Here is a 25,495-nt window from a genome sequence, read left to right as displayed (position 1 = left end):
AATAGTAATTATGTTTGAAACATTTACCAAACATTGTTCCAAATTTTATAAAAGAATTACAAATAAATAAAAAAAATCCGTTTAAAAAAACAATTAATCCTGCAAAAATGAAATACGAGCCTATTAGTAATGAGATATTTACCTATAATAGAAATAATTTCGTTTCGCGACTAAAGTCCTCATCCATAGCTATTTTTCATTCAAATGATGAATTTCCCAGAAACGGTGATCAAAACTTTCCATTTAAGCAAAACCCTGATTTTTTTTACTTAACTGGTATTGACCAGGAACAAAGTGTGCTATTGTTATTCCCCGACTGTCCTAATCCGTTATACAAAGAAGTACTGTTTTTAAGACAAACCAACGAGCACGTTGCTATTTGGGAAGGGCATAAGTATACCAAAGAGGAGGCAAAAAAAACTTCGGGTATTGAAAATATTTTCTGGCTCACTGAGTACGATGCTGTTTTACACAGTATTGTTAATTACGCCGAATACATTTTTATAAATAGCAACGAAAACGACCGTTACGCCCATACTGTGCCCTACCGGGATATAAGAATGTACGATGCGTTGCGAACGAAATATCCGTTACATAAATATGAAAGATCTGCACCGATATTACGCGATTTACGGGCAATTAAATCTCCATGGGAAATTGAACTGACCAAAAAAGCATGCAATATTACCCGCGATGCCTTTATACGTGTACTGAAATTTGTACACCCCGACGTAACCGAGTACGAGATTGAGGCTGAGATTACCCATGAGTTTTTACGGCAGCGGGCCACCGGCCATGCCTACAATCCGATCATAGCCTCCGGGAAAAACGCTATTGTACTGCATTATACCGACAATAACCAGGTTTGCAAAGACGGCGACATTATCCTTTTTGATTTCGCCGCTGAATATGCCAATTACAATGCCGACATGAGCAGGAGCATACCTGTTAATGGCCGCTTTACTAAACGCCAGCGGGATGTTTACGATGCGGTTTTACGGGTGATGCGGGCAGCGACCCAACTTATTGTGGCCGGTACAGTATTAACTGAATACCAGGAAGAGGTAGGCCGGATAATGACTGGCGAACTGGTTGATCTGGGTTTGCTTGACAGACATGATGTGAACCGGCAGGACCCCAAAATGCCTTTATATAAAAAATATTTTATGCATGGCACCTCGCATCACCTGGGGTTGGATGTACACGATTTTGCAAGCAGGTATAAACCATTTGAAGTTGGCAATATTTTAACCTGCGAACCGGGGATCTATATCCCCGCAGAGGGTTTGGGCATCAGGATTGAAAACAACATACTGATAACACATGGCGGCAACATCGACCTGATGGCTGATATCCCGGTAGAAGCCGAGGAAATTGAAGAGATCATGAATGGTTGATTAAGTTGATGGGTTGAAATTTTAATTTTTTTGATAACCCTCAAGGAAACGATAGAAATTAAACCCGGGTTTCGCCGAAGCCTTTGCGATATCTTCCTGCAGCCTTTTTTTATCTATGTCAGCCATACGATTAAACTGGATAATTTTAAAAGCTTTTTCGGCAAGTAAATATGCTTTGCGTTTGTTTTTTAAATGAGGTGCTTTGAATATAAAAGAAGTTACTTCGCTAACGCCCCCGCCGGTTGAAGCAATAGTTTTAAAAACCGGGATTTGCTCTGCCCTGTTTTGGTGGATGATCTTTTTTAAATTGTTGGCAAAAAGGTCAGCGTCGGCCCTGTCGGCCTTATTGATGATAAAGGCATCGGCAATTTCCATCAGGCCCGATTTAATGTTTTGAATTTCATCACCGCTTTCGGGCACTAAAACAAGTAAGGTAATATCGGCCAGCCCCGCAATTTCAACTTCTGATTGGCCTACGCCAACTGTTTCAACTAAAATATAATTAAACCCGGCGGCACGCAATACATCGGTCATTTCAATTGTTTTTGCTGACAGGCCCCCTAAGGAGCCGCGGGTAGCCAGCGACCGGATAAAAACACCCGGATGGTTAAAATGCGCTGCCATCCTGATCCTGTCGCCAAGCAATGACCCGAAATTAAACGGCGAAGTAGGGTCAACCGCAAGCACCGCAATTTTATTTTCGCCGGTAAGTAAGCTGTTGATCAGTGAATTAACGAGGGTGCTTTTACCGGCACCCGGCGGCCCGGTAATACCGATGATGGGTGCATTATTTTTAAAAGTTAAGCTTTTCAGGAGCTCCCCTGAGCCGGCCAGGTCGTTCTCTACTATGGTTAAAGCACGTGCAACCGACCGGAAATCGGCGGCATCAGGTTTTATGTATGGTAAACTGCTTTCCATTAGTTTTATAAAGGAACAAAAATATAATGTATTTGAACAATTAACAGTTTGTTACTATTTATATGTGAGTAACGCGGCATAAATATATATTTGCTTTTTAATACAATGGTTTGATAAGCTTTTATTATAAATTATAGTAAAGTTATATTCGTATTATTATCGCAAAAACTATACATAATACATAAATGAAGGTATCGGGGTTTACGTTTATCAGGAATGCAGTAAAAAATGATTATCCTGTTGTTGAGGCCATTACTTCAATTTTACCTGTTTGTGATGAATTTGTGGTGGCCCTTGGAAATAGTGACGACGAAACCGAAAGCCTGATAAAAGGCATCAATTCGCCCAAAATAAAAATAATTAATACGGTTTGGGACGATTCCCTGCGCGATGGGGGAGCGGTATTTGCTGCGCAAACGGATATTGCCTTTAATGCCATTTCGCCGGATGCTGACTGGGCTTTTTATATCCAGGGTGACGAATGTGTGCACGAAAAATATCTTCCGTTAATAAAAAAAGAGATGGAAGATAACCTGGGTGATAAAAATATAGAAGGCTTATTATTTAAATACCTTCATTTTTACGGCTCATATGATTATTACGGACACTCGCGCAGATGGTACAGGCGCGAGATACGGATACTAAGAAACAATAAGGCGATCCACTCATACAGGGATGCGCAGGGTTTCAGGCTTGATGGCCGCAAAATTAAAGTAAAACTGATTGACGCCTATATCTATCACTATGGCTGGGTAAAACCTCCTGAAGGTTTGAAAAATAAATTGCGCAATTTTAACCAGTTTTATCATGATGATACCTGGCTGGCGCAAAACCTTCCTGAATCTTTTGAATTTGATTACAAGAATGCCGACAGGCTGATCCGGTTTGCCGGTACCCATCCGCAGGTGATGAAAAAAAGGATTGAAGCCACTAACTGGAACCTGGATATCGACTTAAAAAAACTCCATAAAAAAATGACTTTCAGAAGGAAGTTGTTACAAAAAATTGAGGACCTTACGGGGTGGAGAGTGAGCGAATACCGTAATTATAAAATATTTAAATAGCGCAAGGTGGATATCAGGAAAAGTGTTTCAATTGTTATTCCCAATTATAATGGCAGGCACCTGCTGCAGGAGTATCTGCCTTACACCTATGAGGTGGTTGCCGCTGCAGGGATTGAATATGAAATTATTGTTGTTGATGATGGGTCAAAAGATGATTCGGTTGAATTTATCAGGTCAGCTTATCCCAATGTGATCCTGGTGGTTAATGCCGAAAATAAGGGGTTTTCTTATACCTGCAACAGGGGGATCGAAATTGCTCAGCATGAACTCACCCTGCTTTTAAACTCCGATGTGAAGCTTACCCACGGGTATTTTGACCAGCAATGGAAGTACTTTTTAAGGTGGGACACTTTTGGAGTAATGGGGCGTATTATTGATATGGAGGGAGACCATATACAGGATGCTGCAAGGGTACCTAAGTTAAATGGTTTTAAATTAAAAACCGATTTTTTTTACTACACCAACAATGAAAAGGACCGCTTGTATACGTTTTATCTATCGGGTGCAAACGCATTAATCAGCACCGAAAAGCTAAAGCAAACGGGGGGCTTTTATGAGTTGTTTTCGCCGTTCTATTGCGAGGACATGGAACTTAGCGTGAGAGCGTGGCGCATGAACTGGAAATGTTACTATGAGCATAATTCTGTTTGCAGGCACAAGGTTTCGGCAAGTACCAAAAACTACCAGACTGCAAAGTGGGTAAAAAGCATTTATTTTCGTAACCGGTTTTACTTTCATGCGCTTCATTTAAATGGCTGGGCGTTAAAAGCGTGGTATTTGCAGATCACGATTATTGACCTGTTGCCAAAGTTGCTTGTTGGGCAAACATGGATTTGGAAAAGCTACAGGGAATTATTCGCGAACAGGGCCTTAATTGCCCAATACAAAAGCAAGATCAACAATTTGCTCCATAACAATAATAGCCGGTTAACTATTTTTGATGTGGTAGATAAGGTACGGTCGTCGGTTTATCATAAAACGATAGAAAGATTCAAACCCTGAATTTTCCGGAGCTTTAACTTTTCTTTAACCAAATCTTCTTTATCATTTTCAACCTGAACCTTAGCCAAATCAGGGTATTAAAATTTTCGCGGACCAATCCGGGTTTGTCTTTTTCAAACGTGTCATCGGCTTCAAAGCTTGACAATCCCGTGTGGTTAAAATTTGCGATGATGTAATCTTTAAATATCCACTTTATGTTTTTATCGCCGTAGCATTTAATGTTAAAGGCATAATCACCAAATACATGGTATTTTTGTTCGTACTCGTATTTTTTAAATATCGACGCCGGGTAAATAATGGCCTGGTGAAAGATGCCGGTTTTGGCCATTTGGTACATAGATACATAACCAAAGCGTTTTACACCCCTGGTAAGCACACTGCCGTAGTAAATGGCAGCAGCGTCAGCAAGCTGAAACGCCAGGCCGGAGAAATCAGCAAATAAAACATCGTCGGCCCCTAAAAAATAATACCATTTGCCCGTTGCTTTTTTTATCCCCTTATTCATGGCATCATAAACCCCTGCATCCGGTTCACTGATACTCACAGAAATATGTGAACGGTTTTGTTTTATTATTTCAAGGGTATTGTCGGTGCTTTTACCGTCAATAATAATGATTTCAATTTCGGGATAACACTGGGTGTATACACTGTTTAAACAAGCTTGTAAAGTAGCGCCGGCGTTAAGTGTTGCTATTATAATGGAGATCTTCCCGTTGGAAATTGAGGAGCTGCAATTTTTAAAAGGCTTTAAACTATCTTCACGGGGCATATCCCTAAACAATTAATTTATATTTGTCAAATGTCTCGATACTGACAATAAACGATTATATTTCCGTTTATTGTCACAAATGGGATAATTTGTTGTACTACCATAAAGTTTTTACAAAGTGCATCCTTAATTACTTTTAAGCGCAAAGATTTGTGTAACAGCTTTTAATTGATCAAAAAAAATGCGAAAAAGTTTCAGACAAAATCACCTGAAAAAAATATGGTTAAAACTGACCGACGAAGAGGGACATAAGCAATATAAAAGGCAGCGGTCTCATTATAAGATCACTTCGAAGCTTGAGCGATTTGTTGATGCCGGTTTTGATACCACACTTGACGAAATTATGTTAAAAGTGGGTGCGGCCGCTGAAATTAATGTGCTTCATAACGGAAATGCAGGAGATATTATTTACAGTTTGCCTTTGGTAAAAAAGTTGCATGAATTATCAGGAAAGCCTGTTAATTTGGTTTTAAAAATAAACGAACCCTTAACCATTGGTAATGGTTATGAGCATCCCCTGGGCTCGGTTATGCTCAACGAAAAAATGGTTGCCAGTTTACGTCCCCTGCTGGCAATGCAGTCCTATATCAGCGATATTCCCGTTTTTGATCAGCATCAGATTCATCTTGACCTGACGCTTTTCAGGAAAGCCGGCTTTGCAACGGATAAGGGGAATATAGCCCGCTGGAACTTTTTCACTACAGGTATAACGCCTGATCTTACCTCGCCATGGCTCAATGTAATACCTGATAAAAACTTTGCTGAATGTATTGTTTTGGCAAGAAGCTCGAGATACAATAACGCATTGGTGGATTATTCTTTCCTGTCAGGCTATAAACACCTGGTTTTTGTGGGCGTTGAATCTGAATACAAGGAGATGAAAAAGAGTATTCCTCAATTGAAATGGCGCCAGGTGAGTGATTTTTTAGAACTGGCCGAAATAATTGCCGGCTGTAAATTATTTATAGGTAACCAGTCGTTCCCCTATTCCATTGCCGAAGGCTTAAAAGTTAAACGCCTGCTGGAAGTTTTTTACCAGATCCCCAATGTTATGCCTGAAGGAGCAAACGGATACGACTTTTGTTTCCAAAAGCACTTTGAATGGCTGGTGAAGAAATTTGGATAATCGGATCAACTTTGAAGCGATAAAGATGCCCGGCAAAAACAGGAACTTATTCAGGATAACCCGCTTTATATTGTTGAGGATTCCGGGCCTGTTAAAGTTTTTGGCAAAGTTCAGATCAGGCCGGCCGCGGCTGCTGATGATCAAGACCGATGCCATTGGCGACTACATATTATTCAGGAATTTTATTGAAATCATAGCCAGATCTGAAATATATAAGGGCTATGAGATGGATTTATTGGGCAACGCGCTTTGGCTGGATCTCGCCCTTAAACATGATGGTGAGTTTGTAAATGAATTCTTTTTCATTAACCCGGATGATCTGTATTATTCGCCCATTCAAACCTTTAAATTAGGCCTAAAGCTTTTTCGGGAAAATTATCACACCGTTTTACAGCCTGCTTTTTCGCGGACTTTTTTGAACGACGGGCTGGCCGGGTTTACCGCCGCAAAAAATATCATCGGTTTTGGAGGTGACACGGAAAGGATAGCTGCACGGTATAAATTAAAAACCGATAAGCTTTACACCAGCCTTTTCATGTTGCCTCAAAATATTGTTTTTGAATTTGACAGGTCGAAATTTTTTATTGAACAGGTATTATTACAACCAGTTGCTATTGATGGTCCCTTTATTGCTATTGAAAATAAAAAACGCAATGGGGTAGTCATCTTTCCGGGAGCGGGTGTATCAAAAAGAAGATGGGAAGCCGAAAAATTTCTGGCATTAATAAAACTCATTCTTCAGCATTCAAAAGCCCCGGTTTCAATTGCGGGAAGCGTGGGTGAAATGGAAATAGCCGATTATTTAATGGAACGCCTGCCCGCAGGCAGCGTGAATAATTTAACAGGCGCAACCACTTTAAATGGATTGATTGAGTTGATTGGCAATGCCGCCTTAATTATCAGTAATGAAACCAGCGCCATCCATATAGCGGCAGCAGTAAAAACACCGTCAGTTTGTATTTTGGGAGGCGGGCACTTCGGGCGTTTTGCACCCTATCCGTTTGCTTTTGACGATTCGCCGGCATGTGTTTACGAGAAAATGGACTGCTATAATTGTAACTGGAATTGTATTTATCCGATACAGGGAAATGGCACTTTTCCCTGTATAACGGCGATAAGTGTCGGGCAAGTCTGGAATTCTGTTCAATTATATTTATAACCTTGTTGTAAAAATAGATAATATTGTGGTATCTCACGGGGCAAAAGCTTTGTAATAATAGTAATTAGGTAATTACTGTTAGCTTTGCACGTTTATTCTTATTTATATAAATGAAGACTTATTTCCGGCTGCTATCTTTTGCAAAACCAATTGAGAAGTTTGCCATCCCTTATATTATTACCACCATATTCTCTGTAATTTTCAGTACGCTAAACCTTGCTTTACTTGCCCCTTTGCTGCAAACATTATTTTCGGGTAAACATGGTGCTTTTGTTCACCTCGGAGCAAGGCCGTCGTTCTTCGACATTATGGGGATCTTTAACTATTATGTGCAGTATATGCTGAATAATTATGGCGCATGGACAACGCTTGAATTTGTTTGCGCCGTTATCGTAATATCGGCTTTGCTGGCCAACCTTTTTCGCTATTTGTCACAACGTACTATGGAGAATTTGCGGGTGCATACCTTGTTGAATTTCAGGAGAACGGTTTTTAACAACGTAATGAATCTTCACCTTGGCTTTTTTAGTAATGAGCGTAAGGGAGATATAATTTCCAAAATAGCCTCTGACGTTCAGGTTGTCCAGTTTTCTGTAACGGGTACCCTACAGGTAGTGTTTAAGGAGCCACTTACGCTGATCGCTTTTATGGCAATGTTATTCAATATGTCAGCTAACCTGACGTTCTATTCACTGCTTGTGATACCTGTTTCTGCATTTGTTATCTCCCGTATTGTAAAAAGGTTAAAATCTCAGGCTATAGCCTCCCAGCAGACTTACGGCAATATGATCAGTTACCTTGACGAGGCCTTGTCTGGCATTAAAATAATAAAGGCTTTTAATGCGACGGAGTTTATCAAGAACAAGTTTAATAAGGAAAACGTTAAGTATTCCTCCATTACCCGTTCAATGGCCAGGCGCCAGCAATTAGCTTCGCCGGTTTCGGAATTTTTTGGTATTACCATGATTGCCTGTATTGTTTTATATGGTGGACATTTAATCTTTGTAAAGGATGCTTCGTCATTAAAACCGGAAATATTTATCACTTATATCGCATTATTTTCGCAGGTGATGCGTCCGGCCAAAGCAATGTCCGATTCATTCAGCACAATTCATTCAGGTATAGCAGCAGGTGAAAGGGTTTTGGCTTTGATTGATGAAAAGCCGCTGATTGTGGATGCGCCTGATGCTACTGCTATTAATGAGTTTAACGAAAGCATCGAATTAAAACAGGTAACTTTTGCCTATGACGATAAGGTTGTTTTAGCTGAAATTGATTTTCGCGTGCCGAAAGGGAAAACCGTAGCATTGGTTGGCCCGTCAGGTGGCGGTAAATCAACATTAATGGACCTGATCCCGCGTTTTATTGAGCCAAAATCAGGCGAGATATTGATTGACGGGAAAAATATCCGGGCGTTGAAGGTGGATTCGGTAAGATCCCTAATGGGGATAGTGAATCAGGAATCGATCCTTTTTAATGATACCATTTTTAACAATATAGCTTTTGGCAAAACAAACGCTACCCGTGAGCAGGTGGAAGCCGCCGCGCGTATCGCTAACGCCCACAATTTTATTTTGGAAACCGAAAAAGGGTATGAAACCAATATCGGCGACCGCGGCACCAAGTTGTCGGGCGGCCAGCGGCAGCGCATCTGCATAGCACGTGCGGTGCTGAGCAACCCGCCGATTATGCTGCTGGATGAAGCTACCTCGGCTTTGGATACCGAATCGGAAAAACTAGTGCAGGACGCTTTAAACAACCTGATGAAAAACCGTACCTCCCTTATCATCGCGCACCGCTTAAGTACCATTCAAAATGCTGACATTATTGTAGTGCTTGAAAATGGCAGAATTGTTGAACAGGGTAATCATCACCAGCTGATTGAAAAAAATGGTTTATACCGCAGGCTGATCGATATGCAAACCTTTAGCGCCGATTGAAAAATGAATAGAAACTACTTGAATCCTCATAATAACGCTGATTATTTAATGTTAAATGCTGGTTATGAATGAAAATTTTAAAGTAGCAGTAATTATTCCTTTTTACCGTGACACCATTTTTGAATATGAACAGATAGCGCTGGATCAATGTGAAAAGGTGCTTTCTAATTACCCGATCATCGCTATTAAACCCGAAAGTTTGGTTTTGCCTGAGGCAGCTGACAAATATTCCTTTTTTAAGACAGTAAGTTTTGAGGATAAGTATTTTAAAGGAATAAAAGGATATAACTCACTGATGCTTTCCGATCTGTTTTACAGTAAGTTTTTGGAATATGAGTATATTTTAATTTACCAGCTGGATGCTTTTGTGTTTAAAGATGAGCTCGATTTTTGGTGTAAACAGGGCTATGATTATATCGGTGCACCCTGGATCCGCAATAAAGTATATCCGAATATTTTTAAAGAATTAGCATCCCGGTTCCTGTTTAAGGTGCACACCCGTTTTGATCTGAAAAAAAATGGCTTGCCGACCAAAAAACAATTCGACAATAAAGTTGGCAACGGTGGCTTTTCGCTCAGAAGGGTTCAGAAATTCTATGAGATCAGTAAAAAAATGCGGCCGGAGATTGCAAAATACCTGGAACGTGACGAACATGAATATAATGAAGATGCTTTTTGGAGTATTGAAGCCAACAGGAACAAAAAAAGATTAAAAATTCCTTCGTACAAAATTGGATTAAAATTTTCAATCGAAATATTTCCCTATCGCGCGTTTAAAACCAATAACGAGCAATTGCCTTTTGGTTGCCACGCCTGGGATATACACCCTGATTTTTGGCGGCCAATATTTAAACAATTTGGTTACACCATTTAACGTTTAAACCGTTTACGGCATTTTTATATTTATGTTGAAATTCTCTATTGGAAAACGCGAAATATGAGTAGCCCCTTAGTATCAATTGCCCTTTGCACTTACAATGGCGAAAAATATCTTGCCCAGCTTTTAGATACGCTTGTTGCCCAAACCTATAAAAACATTGAAATTATTGCCGTAGATGATAATTCATCAGATAAATCATTCAATATTCTTTCTGAATATGCTTCATTATACCCATATTTCCAGGTGTACAAAAACGATGTCAACTTAGGGTTTACAGGTAACTTTGAACGTGCATTGACTTTTTGTAAAGGCGATTTAATAGCGTTTTGCGATCAGGATGATCTGTGGGATCCGCAAAAAATTGAGATCCAGGTAAAGGCGATTGGCGACAACCTGGTTATTTATCATGATTCGGAATTTATTAATGAGCAAAACCAGTCGCTGCATCAAAAAATGTCGGATCTGTTGAATTTTTACCGTGGCGATGACCCCAGGGCGTTTTTGTTTTTTAACTGTGTTTCCGGCCATTCCATGCTCATCAAAAAACAGCTTCTGCCGGATGCGATGCCATTTCCAAAAGGGTTTTATTATGATTGGTGGCTCGCCTATGTAGCCGTAAATTCCGGCAAAATTGATTTTGTGCCGCAATGCCTGGTTAAATACAGGCAGCACGATGATAGCGATACGGATGTATTAAAAAAGAAAGAAGCTGAAAACGACCCGCACCGGCACAAAGAGATGGGGCAGATATACAATGAACGGTTAAAGTGGTTACGTCAATGTGCTAAATTTAAAAAGAATAAAAACCCTGAGTTTGTTTATACCTTATATACGCTGTATTACGAACGCGTAAACAACTATTTTTCGCCCGCGCTGGCTATTTTAATGAAGAAAATATAGATGTTTTATATTTTATCGACAAAAAAAGCAAAGCAAAGAAACAACGCGAAGCAGGTAAATTAGTGTGGGGGTTTAAAGCAAAGAATTTTTGGTACAGGCACATCAGGCCCAACAGCAATAAAATAGTCCGTCATGAAGAATAGTCCCACAGCCGGATATCATACCAAATCAGCTGTGTTGTTTGTGGTTTTTAACCGGCCCGAAACAACAAAAAGGGTTTTTGAGGCGATAAGGATCGCGCAGCCCAAACGCCTGTATATTGTTGCTGACGGCCCGCGAAGGGATTACCCCGGCGATGTGGAACAGTGTAAGCAAACCCGGCAAATACTAAGTTTGATAGATTGGGATTGTGAAGTAAAAACACTTCTCAGGGAGGAGAATGCAGGATGTAAGAATGGCGTATCTTCGGCGATTAACTGGTTTTTTGAGCAGGAAGAGGAGGGCATTATACTGGAGGACGATTGCCTGCCGGCCAATAGTTTTTTTAAATTTTGCGATACCTTGCTGGAGAAATACCGTTATGATACCCGCATCAGGCATATCACCGGCTGCAATTTGCAATTTGGCAAAAAATGGGGCGACGCCAGTTATTATTTCTCTAACCGCACCCATGTTTGGGGCTGGGCGAGCTGGCGCAGGGTGTGGAATGATTATGACGTAAACCTTACTAAATACGATGGCACCGAAGTAAAGGCGCAGCTAAAAAATATTTATAATGATGATTTTGTTGCTGACGCCTGGACGAATATTTTTAATGAGCTAAAGGCCGGAAAAATAAACTCATGGGCTTACCCGCTTGATTTTTGCAACTTTTTTAATAATGGGCTGGTGATCATTCCGAATGAAAACCTGGTGACGAACATCGGGTTTAAGGCAGGCGCTACCCATACGGTTGATGAAGAAAGTAGCTATGCTAACATACCCCTGATAGAAATCGGCGAAATAACTGATCCTGTTTTTTTTGTTCCTCAAAAACAGGCCGATCTTTCTATCATCAACCGCGATTTTAATATTGAACAGAGAAGGGTTAAGCATAACGCCTGGCACAGGAAATTGAAGCGATGGATCAAATCAAAACTCAAATAAAAAGCCATCCAATACAGTAGCAGGATGGCTTTTTAATGAAATTTTTAATCTTTTTAACGCTTATTCAAACTTAAACCCTAAGCCAACCTGCCAAACCTGGTTGCGGTAATCGCCGCCATAAGAAGCATTTTGGTCATTGGGCTGAAGGTCGATAGTGTACCGGGCACGTAATTCAACATCGCGGCTCAGGTCAAAACTTACACCAACAACGCCGTCAAGGATGGTTTTTTCACCATAAGTATTGTAATACTGCTGGGCAGTAACATCAAAGCCGTTATCGTAGGTGTTTGTCATTGAAACCGGGATCGCTACCTGCGGCCCAACCAGGATATTAAATGTTGGCGACAACTTAAATTTCAGCAATAACGGAATGTCAATGTAATTTGAACGCTGCGTAAAGTTGCCATAGGTAGTTACAGCCGCATAACCCTTTTGTGAGTACAATACTTCAGGCTCAAAACTTAAAGGGTAAACCAAAGGCAGATCGAGGAACAAGCCTGCATTAAAACCGGCAATAGCCGCCGTACTAAAATTAGAATTGTAGGCATCTACTGTATTGGCCACGTTTAAACCACCGGTAATGCCAGCCCTTATTTTATAAAAATCATCAAATTGACTGCGTGGAGGCGGACGCCTTACGCGACGGGGGCCATAATAACCTTGTGCGCATACCGAACCTGCAACCAGCAGGCATATCGCAAAAAAGAGAAGTTTTTTCATAATAAAATTGTTTTTTATACAGCATAGAGTAAAAAATTAGCCAAAGGTTTATTCGGCTTTCAATTTTTTAATAAAATTCATGTTAAAAACCATGCCACCAAAATCATTTTTAAACTACATTTGGCCCATGAGGGTGCTTAAAATGCGTTATAAATGGTTTTTAGTTTTTGTTATTAATTTTGTTTCATTGGGAGCTTTTGCCCAGAAAGAAAGCTACATACAGTCGTTAAATCACAAAAATCATTGGGTTGATTCGGTCTTTAAGAAGATGAACCGGCGTAAAAAAATCGCACAATTGTTTTTTATCAGGGCGAATACGGATAAAGGACAAGCCTATGAAGATTCGGTTGCAAAAGTGATCAGTGATGAGCAAATTGGCGGACTGGTATTTTTCCAGGGCGGCCCGGTGAGGCAGGCCAACCTCATCAACCGGTATCAAAAACTAGTTAAAGTACCTTTAATGATCACCATGGACGGCGAATGGGGGCTGGGCATGCGGCTGGATTCGACCATCTCGTACCCTTTCCAGATGACGTTGGGCGCTATACAGGATAATAAACTGATCTATAAAATAGGGCAGTTTGTAGCCTATGATTTTAAGCGGATGGGGATGCAGATGAATCTTGGCCCTGATATGGATGTGAATAATAACCCCGACAACCCGGTGATCAATTACCGGTCGTTCGGAGATAATAAATACAGTGTGGCCGCGAAGGGCATTGCCTATATGCAGGGCATGCAAAGCGAAGGCCTTTTAACATCTGCAAAACATTTTCCCGGCCATGGCGATACCAATGTGGATTCGCATCTCGATCTGCCCCTATTGCCCTTCAGCCGCGAACGATTGGATACGCTGGAAGAATATCCCTTTCGTGAGGCGATAAAAGCAGGGATCAGCGGCATAATGATCGCCCATATGAATATTCCCGCGTTGGATACGACCAAAAAGTTGCCCTCCACCTTATCAAGGCCCATTGTTACCGGCGTTTTAAAAGATTCGCTGGGATTTAAAGGGCTTATTGTTTCGGACGCGATGGAAATGAAGGCTGTCACCAATTATTTTCCTGAAGGCGAAGCAGACGTTAGAGCTTTTTTAGCCGGAAATGATATTATTGAATTGTCGGAGAATTCCGGTCGCGCCATAAAACTGATCCGCAAGGTAGTGCGCAAGGGCGGAATTTCGAAACAGGAGTTCGAAGCACGGGTGAAAAAAGTATTAGCGGCCAAATATTGGACCGGTTTAAACCACTATCAGGAAGTTTCGACAGGAAACCTGGCGGCTGATTTGAACCGGCCGGCGGCGAAAGAACTGGTGCAACAACTAAGCGATGCTGCCGTTACCCTGCTAAAGGGCGATGCGAATGCTTTGCAGATGAACCCATTGTTAAAAACAGCCATCATTAGTATCGGCGTAACGCAGCCAACAGTTTTTCAGCAGGAACTTGCGCGTTGGTATCCCAACAGTGCATTTTTCCAGGTGGGTAAAAATACTCCGGAAAGTGAGTTGAAGGCATTATTAACGGTGCTGGCGCAATACGACCAGATTTTTGTCAGCATCAACGATACCCGGGCACGACCAGCGAGTAAACTTGATTATTCCATCCCTGTAAAACAATTTATTACTGCTATTGCGGCTCATCAAAACTCCTTGTTCAGTGTTTTTGCAAATGCCTATACGCTGTCAACCCTGCCGGGGATTGAAAAATGCAGCGCCCTGCTTGAATGTTACCAGATGACGGATGAGCTGCAGCGGTCGGCTGTGAAAATTATACTCAGGCAAATGAACCCGATTGGGAGGATGCCCGTTACCGTGAAGGCACTTTTTTATACTGGGGAAGGTATAAGACTTCAATAAACCCGATATTCTGTCTATCTTGTATTATGGAAATAAAAATCAAAGCCATTGTAACCGGTGCTTCAGGCATGGTTGGCGAAGGTGTACTGCACGAATGCTTATTGGATCCGCAGGTTGAAGCAGTGCTGGTGATCGGGAGAAAGCCGTGCGGCACAACACACCCAAAGCTTAAAGAGATCATCCATTCCGATTTTTTTGACATCAGCCCCATTGCAGACCAGCTAAGCGGCTATAATGCCTGTTACTTTTGTTTGGGTGTTTCTTCTGTCGGAATGAAGGAGCCTGAATATTACGAGCTCACTTATACGCTAACCTTGAACGTGGCACAAACGCTGAGTAAACTGAACCCGGATATGACCTTTTGCTATGTCTCCGGCGTTGGCACCGACAGCACAGAAAACGGCCGTTTGATGTGGGCAAGGGTAAAAGGCAAAACAGAAAACGACCTGATGAAGCTGCCTTTTAAACAGGTTTTCGCTTTCAGGCCGGGCTATATGCACCCAACGCCAGGTCTTAAAAACGTCAATAAATATTACAAATACATCACGTGGATGTACCCATTGCTACGGTTGATATATCCGGCGGGGGTAAGCACCATGGCTGATTTGGGCAGGGCAATGATCAACGTTACCCGTTTGGGCTATAGCAAGCAGGTGATTGAAGTAACAGACATTAAGGTGCTGGCAAAAATGGGCTGATTAAATTATGTTGGTGTTGCAACGTTTGGTGTGGGTTTAGGTTTTTATCAATTTTTTCTTTTCATTTTTTAAGGACGGGCATCCCGTTGAACAATATTAAATTGTCAGCCAAATTAGCTGATTTGTGTAAACCCGGCTATTTAATAAAATATTGATTATCAATGTTTTATTAAAGTAATATTTGAAATTATGTAAACCTTTTGTAAACCTTTTTTTATTTGATTTACAAAGGTGAAATCCCGGATTGTGAAGGCTATTGTTATTTTTATACAGCTTCAATTCATACAATAAGTAATAGAGTCATTATATTCATCCCCAAAAACATTGGTTATGGAAAAAAAATATTATTTCCTGAAACTGGTTCCCCGCCGCCCGACATTTGCCCAGGATATGACACCTGATGAGCGGGCGATCATGATGCAGCATGTTGCCTATTGGAAGAAATTTCTGGATGAGGGGAAAGTACTCGTCTACGGCCCGGTGATGGACCCGCAGGCAGTTTACGGCATGGGTATAGTAATGACAGACGACGAGGAAGAAGTAAAAGCCCTGATCGCCGGTGACCCGGCCTCGCAAATAAACACCTATGAATATTACCCGATGCGGGCGGTGGTGAAGGGGTGAGTTGCTTGGTTTATATAATTGATATATTAGCTATTAAAGCTGTTCCTTTGATGGACCAAATTAGGCGGTGCTGAGACAGTTTTAATTAAAAAAATCTTCTTTATTGATACCCAGGTTATCGGCAATATCGGATATAATGGATGACAATGTTCCCAATTTTATTGGGTTATGATTTGGGATAGTTACGTAGTGACTGCCCTTTTCTGATTGTTTCACTAATCGTATATGACTTCCTTTTTGCCTGGTAATTTCATATCCATATTTGGCTAATATTTTTATTAGTTCCTGTGCAGATAGGTTTCTGGGTGTTTTCATGGTAGTATATTTATTGCAGCAGTAAAATCAATATTTCCGGTTCTTGTAAATATGTGATTTTTGTAGCTGTGAATAAACGACAAAGAGAGTTGTGTTGACTATCAGTTGCTTACACGGCAATAACTTCTTCTTTAACCAAATGCAAGCGGATGATCTTAGGTAATTTGTCGTCATCAAAATGGCAGTGGACTGCCTCTCGGATGTTGGTTTTCAATTCATCCATTGTTTCAGCTTCAGTAAATATAGATTCGCCGATGGCTTTGGCGATATAGCCTCCTTCTAAAGCCTCCTCTATTAAGAAAAATACTTCATTCATATCTCAAATTTACATTTAATTTTTTGTTTTAATATGAACGCACTTTCATTTTATACAGACGCTTATCCTCTTATTAATTTGTAAATTTGTTTGTACATGCAAACATCTTCCCCCCACAAATACAACGAAAAATTCAAAGAAGCGCTTGCCCTGCTCAACCCCGAACAACTGGCCGCCGTTAACCAGATGGATGGCCCTGTTTTGGTGATTGCCGGGCCGGGGACTGGTAAAACGCAGATACTGGCTGCCCGGATCGGTAAGATCTTGACCGAGACCGACGCCAATGCCAACGAAATTTTATGCCTCACCTATACCGATGCGGGCGCTGTAGCCATGCGCAAGCGGCTGTTCGATTTTATCGGGCCGGATGCTTACCGGGTGAATATTTATACTTTCCATGCCTTTTGCAATGAGATCATCCAGGAGAACCTGGATTATTTTGGCAAACTGAGCCTTGACCCTTTATCCGACCTGGAATCGGCGATATTTTTCAGGGAGTTGGTGGATGAATTTCCAAATGATCATGTGCTGAAGCGCTTTACCGGTGAGATCTATTACGATGCACCCAACCTGAAGAGCCTTTTTTCGGATATGAAAAAAGAGGGATGGGATGAAGCCGCTTTTATTACGGCAGTAAAGGAATATTTGGACGATTTGCCCAACCGCGAGAAATATATTTATAAACGGGCAAACCCAAAGGCCGGAATAAAGATCGGCGACCCCAAGCAAAAGGATATCGACAAAGTGCACGAGCAGATGAAAAAACTGCTGGCCGCCGTTGCCGAGTACCGCAATTTTGATGCGAAGATGAAGGCCAATAACCGCTATGATTATGACGACATGATCCTGTGGGTTTTAAAAGCCTTCCGTGAAAATGAAGAATTGCTGCGCCGTTACCAGGAACGTTATCAGTATATTTTGGTGGATGAGTTCCAGGATACCAGCGGTTCGCAAAACGACCTGCTGAAATTTATGCTGAATTACTGGGATACCCCCAATGTATTTGTGGTGGGCGATGACGATCAATCGATCTTCAAATTCCAGGGGGCGAACATGAAGAATATCCTTGATTTTGCAGGTGATTATTCAAAGAGTTTAAAAACCGTCGTTTTAAAACAAAACTATCGTTCAAACCAACAGATCCTTGATATTTCAAAGGCGCTGATCGAAAATAACCGGGAACGTTTAACCCGGCAGCTGGAACTGGACAAAAACTTGAAAGCGTCGCACCCCAGGTTTGATAGCCTGGTGGTTGAGCCAGTGATCTGCGAATACGAGAACCCCGCACAGGAGCTGGCAGATATCGCGCAGCAAATAAAAAACCTGCTTGCAAAAGGTACCGAGCCCGGCGAGATTGCGGTGATCTACCGCAACCACAGCCAGGTGGAGGAGCTTTTGCAATACCTGGATAACCAGCATATCGCTGTAAACACCAAACGGAAGATCGATATTTTTACCCTGCCCTTTGGCGAAAAGATCATCAATATATTGCGTTACCTCGCCATGGAAATGGATTCGCCTTATAGCGGTGATGAGTTGCTGTTTGAGATCATGCATTATGATTTCTTCAATATTCCGCCGATCGAGATCGCCAAAGCAAGTGTCGCGGTAGCAAAAGAAAATTATGCCACTGCCAGGAACAACGACCCGAAAACATCTTTGCGCGATTTTATTAGCCGGATGAAAATGCCCGTGCAAGCTGGTTTATTTGACGAGGCGCAGCACCATGGGATGAAATTTTTGGTAAGCGACATTGATTACCTGCTAACCTATTCGGCCAGCAATACGCTCCAGCAATTGTTCCAGCAATTGATCGCCAAAATGGGCATCCTCAAATATATCATGGAGCAGCCCGATAAAGGCTGGTACATGCAGGTGCTCACCAACTTTTTTGATTTTATCAAAGATGAAAGCCGGAAAGACCCTGAGATCAGCCTGGCAAAACTGATCGACACTATCAAACTGATGCAGGAAAACAAGATCAGGCTGGCGTTGAACCAGGTGATCTATTCAGACAATGGCATTAATTTTTTAACTGCCCACGGCTCAAAAGGGCTGGAGTTTGAACATGTATTCCTGATCGGGTGCAGCAAAAAGATCTGGGATGGAAAAGGCCGTAGCTACGGCTTTAGTTACCCGGATACCTTAACCCAGGCGCCGGATGATGAAATTGCACAAAAGGAAGAATCGCGCCGTTTGTTTTATGTGGCCATAACGCGGGCGAAACAGTACCTTTCCATCTCGTATGCAGGCCACGACAAAAATGGCAGGGAGCAGGAAGCCTCGCAGTTTGTAGGCGAAATTTTGGCCGATACCCATTTGCAATTAAAACATCCTAAAGTTAGCGAGGATACGATGATAGATTTCCTGGCCATCCAGTTTACCGAAACCATCCAGCCAAAGGTTGAACTGCTCGACAAGAATTATATCAACCAGTTGCTGCAGGATTATACCCTTTCGGTAACGCATTTGAGCAATTATTTGGATTGTCCGCTGCGCTTTTATTTTCAATGTTTAATCAGGGTACCATCGGGTAAAAGCCCATCGGCAACGTTTGGGCAGGCCGTACACTGGGCATTAAACAAGGCATTCAAACTGCTTAAAGATGACGGCAACGAATTCCCGCTGACAGAGGATTTTATGAAAGAATTCCGCTGGTACATGTACCGCAACCGCGATTCATTTACCAAAGAGGATTTTAAATTGCGCCTGGATTACGGCGAAAAAATATTGCCGGCTTATTATAACCAGAATATTGAGGTTTGGAATAAGATAGCCGTTACCGAACGCGGCATCAAAAATGTGGAAGTTGAGGGCGTGCCGATAAAAGGGAATTTGGACAAAGTGGAGTTTGTAGGTAAAGAGGTAACGGTAGTAGATTATAAAACCGGTAAGCTGAAGAACGCAAAAGATAAATTCAAAAGGCCGGATGATGATAATCCAAACGGTGGCGATTACTGGCGCCAGGCGGTATTTTATAAAATTTTGATTGATAACGACCGCTCACTCGATTGGGAAGTGGTAAGTACAATATTTGATTTTGTTGAACCGGTGAGCGAAGGTGAATATCATAAAGAAAAGATAGTGATAACGCCGGAAGATACGGATACGGTAACGGAGCAGATAAAAACCGTTTACCAAAAAATACTGGCCCACGATTTTAATACAGGCTGCGGTAAAAAGGAATGTGACTGGTGCCATTTTGTGCGAAGTAATTTTAAACAGGTGGGCGGAGTGATGCAGGAGGAAGAAGATATTGGTTAAAACGTGGTAGAGACGCGATGCATCGCGTCTTTGAAAAATAGGTTTGTCAAAAACGTCGTTGAGACGCGATGCATCGCGTCTCTGCATAAGGCTCGGAAATATGAAAAATTTGATATTTTTTATCCCTATATTTCTTATTTTACAGGGAAACGCCCAAACCACCATCAAGCAGGATCCGGCTATTAAGCAAATGGTTGATGAAGTTTCCTTCAAAAATATTGAGGCGATTGTGCGCAAACTGGTGAGTTTTAAATCCAGGCATACTTTAAGCGATACCACCAGTACCACCGAAGGTAGTGGCGCGGCCCGCAATTGGATAAAATCCGAATATGAAAGATATGCAAAGGAATCTGGCGGCAGGATGACCGTGCAGTTTGATACGTTTACCCAGCCTAAAAGCGAAAGGGTTGATAAAGCTGTGCATCTTAAAAATGTGCTGGCTATTTTAAAAGGAACCGACCCTAAAGATACCCGCGTCTATATCGTTTCCGGTCACTATGATTCCCGCGTAACCGATGTGATGAACCCGAATGCCGTTGAGCCGGGGGCAAATGATGATGCTTCGGGTACGGCCGTATCAATGGAACTGGCGCGGGTGATGGCGAAAAGCTCATTCCCTGCGACTATTATTTTCATGTCGGTAGTAGGCGAGGAGCAGGGCCTGTATGGCTCAACCAATGTGGCCAAACGGGCTAAAGCGGAGAACTGGAACGTAGACGCCATGCTGAACAATGATATTGTAGGTAATACCCACGGTATGGAAACGGATTTAAAAGATAACCGCAGCGTAAGGGTATTCAGCGAAGGCGTTCCCTCCGTAGCCGCCGGCAATCAAAAAGACGTAGCCTCCCTGATTGCTTTAGGCGGAGAAAACGACAGCCCATCTAGAGAGTTGGCAAGGTATGTGAAAGAAACCGGCGAGCGTTATGTCGACCAGCTGGATGTAAAACTCATCTACCGCCGCGACCGTTACCTGCGCGGCGGCGACCATGTTTCATTCCTGTTACAAGGCTTTACAGCAGTGCGCTTTACCGAAATGAACGAAGATTTTACCCGCCAGCACCAGGACATCCGCGCAGAAAATGGAATTGATTATGGCGACCTGCCCGATTTTGTGGATTACAACTATGTGCAAAAAGTAGCGCGGATGAATCTTTCCGTTCTGGCTAACCTTGCCAGCGCACCCGCCGAACCACAAAATGTCGGTATGGTAACCAGCGGCTTAACCAATAAAACCACCCTAAAATGGGAGGCTCCAAAAACCGGCAAAAAGCCGGCGGGTTATTATGTATTAATGCGCGAAACCATTAGTCCATTTTGGGAGAAGAAATATTTTGTAACAGATATCACCACAACGCTGGCTTATTCAAAAGATAATTACCTTTTTGCGGTACAATCCGTTGACGCGGATGGGCACGAGAGTTTGCCGGTGTTTCCGAAACCGGTGAGGTAGGGGTTAGAGATTAGAAACTGGAGATTAGAAATTAGAAATCAACGCCGAATTTTTTCTTTCGGATTTTACTGACTTTCCCGACTTTCGGACTTCCCCTACTTCACACTCTTTTTCAGCACAATAAAATAACCTGCAATAAAAACAGCGACAGCGATGGTGAGGCTTATGATTATTTCTTTTGAAAAAATGTCAATCTCAATTACTGGCATACCCGCCGGGCCCGGTTTAGCATGGCTGCCATCCAATAACGCCTGTATCGCCAGCATAGGGTGCGAATAGGGAAACCAATAGGCATGTTTCCAATGGTTCCCGGCTAAAAGAACCCCGGTAATGGTACAGATAAACCCGATCCCCATCGGCTTTAAAAAATCGCGGAATAGCAGGCTTAATAAAAATTGTATCGACAAAATTCCAAGTGACGAAAGGAAAAGCTTAAAATAAACTTTTGTTAAAATAACTTCTATACGGTACTCGGTAAATCTTAAAGATGGTTTTATAGCGCCAAGTAAATTACCAAAGCCCAGCGTAAAAAGAACGAACAGGGCGAGGCATAAAAAAACTAAAAAGAAGGCATAAAAATATTTTGCAGCAAAAACGGACAGCTTTGATATGGGCAGGCTGAATAATGTTTTCCAGGTATCAGCCTTATGTTCAATACTGTTTACGGAATAGGCAATGAATACGATCAGCATCGGCAAAATCAATGATCCCATAATGCCCAAAATTGCGCCGGCAAATTGTAGCCACAACAGATATCCTGGCTCTTTCGCCATCGTATCGCTTTTGCTGTAGAAGCCAATCAATAAGAGTAAACAAAGTAGCAATGGTAGCAAAATAGCACTCCAAAATGCCATCGTCTTACGTGTTTTATAAAACTCAGACCGGAATGATAAAATAAATCCTTGCATGGCTCAGGCAGTTTGGGTGATATCTAAAAACAATTTCTCCAGGTCTTTTTGTTGTTTGCTGATGCTGTAAACCGCATAGCCGTTTTTATTCAGTAAGGCATTCATTTCGCCCATTTGTTTTTTGCTGGTATAGGGCACAAAAAAATAATTATCTGTAACCTCGGTCACCTCGTAATTATGGCGGGTTAACAGGTTGGCAGCATCCACAGTGTTATCCGTTTCCACCTGGATCAATGGCTGGCTTAAGGTTTGCAGTTCGCTGATACTTCCCTGGAATAAAAGTTCGCCATTGTTAATAATGCCCACGTGGGTGGCCATGCGTTCAATTTCGCCGAGCAGGTGGCTTGATATAAAAACTGTTTTTTGGTGTATGTTAACCAGTTTGATCAGCAATTCACGGATCTCTATGATGCCGTTGGGATCGAGGCCGTTGGTGGGTTCATCAAGGATCAGCAATTTAGGGTCGCTCAAAAGCGCCAAAGCAATCCCCAGGCGTTGTTTCATGCCCAGCGAATATTGCCCCGCTTTTTTATGTGCCGCATTGGTTAAATGCACAAGGTTCAGCATTTCCTCAACGCGGCTTTCGGGTACCTGTAGCAGTAAAGCCCGGTTAAGCAGGTTTTCCCTGCCGCTCATGTGCAGGTATATGGCTGGCTGCTCAATCAGCGAGCCAATTTGCGAAAGTATTTTAACCCGGTTGCTTTTCAGCTCCAGGTCGAATATATGGATAGAGCCCTGCTGTGTTTTCAACAGGTTCATCAGCAATTTGATAGTGGTGGTTTTACCGGCGCCGTTTGGTCCCAGGAATCCGTAAATGCTACCTTCCGGAACTTGTAGTGACAGTGATTTAACTACTGTTTGGTCGCCGAAATTAAATGTCAGTTTATCGGTGGCGATTACCATAGTTTTTCTTTGGCAACAGCGCAAACGGTTTTTACCAGGCTTACGCTTTTATAAAAAAGCGATGTAGCATGTTCGGTTGTGCCGGCAATGGATTCCCTTTTTTGCTGAAACTGGTAGCTAACGCCCATAATCAACGCAAATAATACCGGAACAAGCAGTAATATAAAAGGGTTTGAATTTGTAATTAGCTTTTTCATTGTGTGTGATTTGATGATACAAATAAACCGCTAATAATTTACCCGCTAAAAAGTATTAGACCAACTGGCAGTAATTATAGATGAACCGTTGTTTTAAACAACAAGGCGTTCGTCGGGGATAAAAGGGAGTTTATCGATAGTTCAAACAACTACATATAATATATACCTTTACCAACTTTCAAAATATTATTTTTATTTGATGAAACTACGCTGGCAAATATTTTGGCATATCTTTATTTGGCTCGCCCTGATGGCGTTTTTTTTATTTATTGCACATAACGGGGCGAAATATTCAGTTACCGATCAGCTGATCATCTTTTTGCTATATCCGGTTATCAATATCAGCCTGTTTTACCTGAACTACCTGTTACTTATACCCCAGTTTTTAAATAAAAAAAATACGGTTATTACGTTATTGCCATCATTATTACCCTGGTAGTTTATGGGTTGGGCAAATATGGCGTAGCGTTAATATTCAGAGAAAACATTTTGATGCGCGATAAGCATCATATCCTAAGCTTTAGCGAATATTTTTTGGCGACCATATTTACAGGCTTGCTTTTTTTAATTATGAGCGCCGCTTTAAAGTTTGCAATAGACTGGTTTTTAAATGAACGAATACAAAGGGACCTTGAAAACCAGCGCCTGAGCGCCGAACTGGCTTTCCTGAAATCGCAGATCAACCCGCATTTTTTATTTAATTCATTAAACAGCATTTATTCGCTGGCTTATCAGCGATCCGAAACTACACCCGAGGCCATATTAAAGTTATCCGAAATTATGCGGTATATGCTTTATGAGTGTAATGACAACAAAGTCGATCTGGAAAAAGAACTGCAATATTTACAGAATTACATCGACCTCCAAAAAATAAGGTTTGCCGGCAAAGCATATATTGATTATAAAATATCAGGCACGGTAGATGGCCAGCAGATTGTACCTTTGCTTTTGATCACGTTCATTGAAAATGCCTTTAAACACGGGGTTGCCAATAATCCGCTTACCCCCATCCGGTTATTGATAGATGTTGACGATGCGCACCTGCATTTATACATCCAAAATAAAAAACACAACAATAATGTTGATGCCTCCGGCGGAATAGGGTTGAATAACGTAAAACGGAGGCTTAATCTGCTTTACCCGGGCAAATATAACCTGGAGATCCAGGATGAAGAAAAAACTTACACTGTTGAATTATCATTAGTTTTATAGCATGATCAGATGTATAATAGTTGATGACGAGCCTTTAGCACTGCATGTATTGGAAGATTATATATCCAAAATACCTTTTTTGCATTTGGTAAAATCTACAACCAACCCCATAGAGGCTTTAACATTGGTTCAGGAAAAAGAGGCCGACCTTGTTTTTTTGGATGTGCAAATGCCTGAACTTACGGGTATTCAATTTTTGAAGATAGCCAACGGCAAAGCCAAGGTAATATTAACCACTGCTTACCCGCAATACGCGCTGGAAGGCTATGAACTGGATGTAATAGATTATTTGTTAAAGCCGATAGCCTTCGACAGGTTTTTTAAGGCTGTACAAAAAGCCCAGGCCGTTTTGCAGCCCGCAGCTGCTAAACCCGTTGCCGTTGCAGAAAGCAGTCCGCAGAAACCGCAGCAGGAGTTTTTGAGTGATTTTATTTTTGTTAAAACCGAACACAAAATTCAAAAAGTCTATTTGAACGACATCCTGTTTATTGAAGGTTTGAAAGATTATATCTCCATTTTTACCGCTGCTGAAAGGATCATCACCCTGCAGAATATGAAAAAGATGGAAGATGCGTTACCCACTAAATATTTTATGAGGGTACACAAATCATATATTGTGTCTATCAATAAGATAGACAGTATTGAGCGCAGCCGTATTTTTATCGGCGACAAGATCATCCCCGTTGGTGATACCTACCGCGATGAGTTTTTCAAAATAATCGACGGAAAAAACGTGTAGGACAAGCACCCGGCTCCCCAAAGGGGGAATTGTCTGACCGCGAACTTGAG

General features: G+C 41.8%; 25 protein-coding genes. 17 read left to right on the top strand and 8 right to left on the bottom strand.

Translation table 11 applies throughout. The annotated features are described in order from the left end of the window. Positions 1-107: 107 nt before the first annotated feature. Positions 108-1,397, top strand: a complete 1,290-nt coding sequence (locus MgSA37_RS21805) for an aminopeptidase P N-terminal domain-containing protein (protein ID WP_096357657.1) — start codon at positions 108-110, stop codon at positions 1,395-1,397. Between the two features lie 21 nt (positions 1,398-1,418). On the opposite strand, the gene meaB is transcribed toward MgSA37_RS21805, so the two are convergent. Then, positions 1,419-2,315 (bottom strand): methylmalonyl Co-A mutase-associated GTPase MeaB, encoded by an 897-nt coding sequence (gene meaB / locus MgSA37_RS21800; protein ID WP_096354985.1) that lies wholly within the window; start codon positions 2,313-2,315, stop codon positions 1,419-1,421. Between the two features lie 185 nt (positions 2,316-2,500). Here meaB and MgSA37_RS21795 point away from each other — a divergent pair, with 185 nt between their 5' ends. Then, positions 2,501-3,379: a glycosyltransferase family protein gene (locus MgSA37_RS21795; protein WP_096354983.1), complete on the top strand. Its 879-nt coding sequence runs from the start codon at positions 2,501-2,503 to the stop codon at positions 3,377-3,379. A 6-nt stretch (positions 3,380-3,385) separates the two neighbouring features. Then, a complete protein-coding gene (locus MgSA37_RS21790) occupies positions 3,386-4,381 on the top strand; it encodes a glycosyltransferase family 2 protein (RefSeq protein WP_232010707.1) in 996 nt (331 codons plus the stop codon). Between the two features lie 13 nt (positions 4,382-4,394). On the opposite strand, the gene MgSA37_RS21785 is transcribed toward MgSA37_RS21790, so the two are convergent. Further along, the gene (locus tag MgSA37_RS21785; protein WP_096354981.1) at positions 4,395-5,150 is read right to left on the bottom strand and encodes a glycosyltransferase family 2 protein; all 756 of its coding nucleotides are present in this window, start codon (positions 5,148-5,150) and stop codon (positions 4,395-4,397) included. 181 nt (positions 5,151-5,331) lie between these two features. On the opposite strand from MgSA37_RS21785, the gene MgSA37_RS21780 reads away from it, so the two are divergent. From MgSA37_RS21780 to MgSA37_RS21755, 6 genes are all read left to right on the top strand, one after another. Continuing rightward, complete coding sequence (locus MgSA37_RS21780; protein WP_096354979.1) at positions 5,332-6,276, top strand: hypothetical protein; 945 nt, start codon at positions 5,332-5,334, stop codon at positions 6,274-6,276. Beyond that, a complete protein-coding gene (locus MgSA37_RS21775) occupies positions 6,269-7,435 on the top strand; it encodes a glycosyltransferase family 9 protein (protein WP_096354977.1) in 1,167 nt (388 codons plus the stop codon). The genes MgSA37_RS21780 and MgSA37_RS21775 overlap by 8 nt, the downstream gene beginning before the upstream one ends. A gap of 110 nt (positions 7,436-7,545) precedes the next feature. Continuing rightward, the gene (locus tag MgSA37_RS21770) at positions 7,546-9,375 is read left to right on the top strand and encodes an ABC transporter ATP-binding protein (RefSeq protein ID WP_096354975.1); all 1,830 of its coding nucleotides are present in this window, start codon (positions 7,546-7,548) and stop codon (positions 9,373-9,375) included. Between the two features lie 64 nt (positions 9,376-9,439). Next, positions 9,440-10,249, top strand: a complete 810-nt coding sequence (locus tag MgSA37_RS21765; RefSeq protein ID WP_157750675.1) for a DUF5672 family protein — start codon at positions 9,440-9,442, stop codon at positions 10,247-10,249. Positions 10,250-10,312: 63 nt separating this feature from the next. Beyond that, a complete protein-coding gene (locus MgSA37_RS21760) occupies positions 10,313-11,155 on the top strand; it encodes a glycosyltransferase family 2 protein (RefSeq protein WP_096354971.1) in 843 nt (280 codons plus the stop codon). A 132-nt stretch (positions 11,156-11,287) separates the two neighbouring features. Continuing rightward, complete coding sequence (locus MgSA37_RS21755; RefSeq protein WP_096354969.1) at positions 11,288-12,241, top strand: nucleotide-diphospho-sugar transferase; 954 nt, start codon at positions 11,288-11,290, stop codon at positions 12,239-12,241. Positions 12,242-12,301: 60 nt separating this feature from the next. Here the strand turns inward: MgSA37_RS21755 and MgSA37_RS21750 are convergent, their stop codons facing one another. After that, the gene (locus MgSA37_RS21750) at positions 12,302-12,961 is read right to left on the bottom strand and encodes a porin family protein (protein ID WP_096354967.1); all 660 of its coding nucleotides are present in this window, start codon (positions 12,959-12,961) and stop codon (positions 12,302-12,304) included. A 127-nt stretch (positions 12,962-13,088) separates the two neighbouring features. On the opposite strand from MgSA37_RS21750, the gene MgSA37_RS21745 reads away from it, so the two are divergent. From MgSA37_RS21745 to MgSA37_RS21730, 3 genes are all read left to right on the top strand, one after another. Further along, positions 13,089-14,816 (top strand): glycoside hydrolase family 3 protein, encoded by a 1,728-nt coding sequence (locus MgSA37_RS21745; protein WP_232010706.1) that lies wholly within the window; start codon positions 13,089-13,091, stop codon positions 14,814-14,816. Between the two features lie 26 nt (positions 14,817-14,842). After that, positions 14,843-15,514: an NAD-dependent epimerase/dehydratase family protein gene (locus MgSA37_RS21740; protein WP_221199399.1), complete on the top strand. Its 672-nt coding sequence runs from the start codon at positions 14,843-14,845 to the stop codon at positions 15,512-15,514. A gap of 330 nt (positions 15,515-15,844) precedes the next feature. Beyond that, positions 15,845-16,138: a YciI family protein gene (locus tag MgSA37_RS21730; protein WP_096354963.1), complete on the top strand. Its 294-nt coding sequence runs from the start codon at positions 15,845-15,847 to the stop codon at positions 16,136-16,138. Positions 16,139-16,219: 81 nt separating this feature from the next. On the opposite strand, the gene MgSA37_RS21725 is transcribed toward MgSA37_RS21730, so the two are convergent. Both MgSA37_RS21725 and MgSA37_RS21720 read right to left on the bottom strand, forming a co-directional pair. After that, positions 16,220-16,453, bottom strand: coding sequence for a type II toxin-antitoxin system HicA family toxin (locus tag MgSA37_RS21725; protein ID WP_096354961.1), 234 nt, complete (start codon positions 16,451-16,453; stop codon positions 16,220-16,222). Between the two features lie 109 nt (positions 16,454-16,562). Then, complete coding sequence (locus MgSA37_RS21720) at positions 16,563-16,769, bottom strand: 2-oxoisovalerate dehydrogenase (RefSeq protein ID WP_096354959.1); 207 nt, start codon at positions 16,767-16,769, stop codon at positions 16,563-16,565. Between the two features lie 96 nt (positions 16,770-16,865). Between MgSA37_RS21720 and MgSA37_RS21715 the strand changes: the two genes are divergently transcribed. Beyond that, positions 16,866-20,033: an ATP-dependent DNA helicase gene (locus tag MgSA37_RS21715; protein WP_096354957.1), complete on the top strand. Its 3,168-nt coding sequence runs from the start codon at positions 16,866-16,868 to the stop codon at positions 20,031-20,033. Positions 20,034-20,133: 100 nt separating this feature from the next. Further along, positions 20,134-21,486 carry a M28 family peptidase gene (locus MgSA37_RS21710; RefSeq protein WP_096354955.1) on the top strand — a complete coding sequence of 451 codons (1,353 nt, stop codon included), beginning with the start codon at positions 20,134-20,136 and terminating at the stop codon, positions 21,484-21,486. A gap of 95 nt (positions 21,487-21,581) precedes the next feature. Here the strand turns inward: MgSA37_RS21710 and MgSA37_RS21705 are convergent, their stop codons facing one another. Genes MgSA37_RS21705 through MgSA37_RS21695 form a run of 3 tightly spaced genes read right to left on the bottom strand, consistent with a single transcriptional unit; the run spans position 21,582 to position 23,494 of the window. Beyond that, complete coding sequence (locus MgSA37_RS21705) at positions 21,582-22,394, bottom strand: ABC transporter permease (RefSeq protein WP_096354953.1); 813 nt, start codon at positions 22,392-22,394, stop codon at positions 21,582-21,584. A gap of 3 nt (positions 22,395-22,397) precedes the next feature. Next, positions 22,398-23,297, bottom strand: a complete 900-nt coding sequence (locus tag MgSA37_RS21700; RefSeq protein WP_096354951.1) for an ABC transporter ATP-binding protein — start codon at positions 23,295-23,297, stop codon at positions 22,398-22,400. Then, a complete protein-coding gene (locus tag MgSA37_RS21695) occupies positions 23,291-23,494 on the bottom strand; it encodes a hypothetical protein (RefSeq protein ID WP_096354949.1) in 204 nt (67 codons plus the stop codon). Before MgSA37_RS21695 ends, MgSA37_RS21700 begins: the two co-directional genes overlap by 7 nt. Before the next feature lie 199 nt (positions 23,495-23,693). Between MgSA37_RS21695 and MgSA37_RS29210 the strand changes: the two genes are divergently transcribed. Genes MgSA37_RS29210 through MgSA37_RS21685 form a run of 3 tightly spaced genes read left to right on the top strand, consistent with a single transcriptional unit; the run spans position 23,694 to position 25,445 of the window. Then, on the top strand, positions 23,694-23,933 hold the full coding sequence (locus tag MgSA37_RS29210; RefSeq protein WP_232010705.1) for a hypothetical protein: 240 nt from the start codon (positions 23,694-23,696) through the stop codon (positions 23,931-23,933). Positions 23,934-23,986: 53 nt separating this feature from the next. Next, the gene (locus MgSA37_RS21690) at positions 23,987-24,706 is read left to right on the top strand and encodes a sensor histidine kinase (RefSeq protein WP_232010704.1); all 720 of its coding nucleotides are present in this window, start codon (positions 23,987-23,989) and stop codon (positions 24,704-24,706) included. A gap of 1 nt (position 24,707) precedes the next feature. Then, a complete protein-coding gene (locus tag MgSA37_RS21685; protein ID WP_096354947.1) occupies positions 24,708-25,445 on the top strand; it encodes a LytR/AlgR family response regulator transcription factor in 738 nt (245 codons plus the stop codon). The last annotated feature ends 50 nt before the right edge of the window (positions 25,446-25,495 follow it).

The sequence above is a fragment of the Mucilaginibacter gotjawali genome (assembly GCF_002355435.1).
Classification (GTDB): domain Bacteria; phylum Bacteroidota; class Bacteroidia; order Sphingobacteriales; family Sphingobacteriaceae; genus Mucilaginibacter; species Mucilaginibacter gotjawali.
The sequence above is the reverse complement of the archived record's forward strand: the minus strand, read 5'-3'. Positions and strand labels throughout refer to the sequence as shown.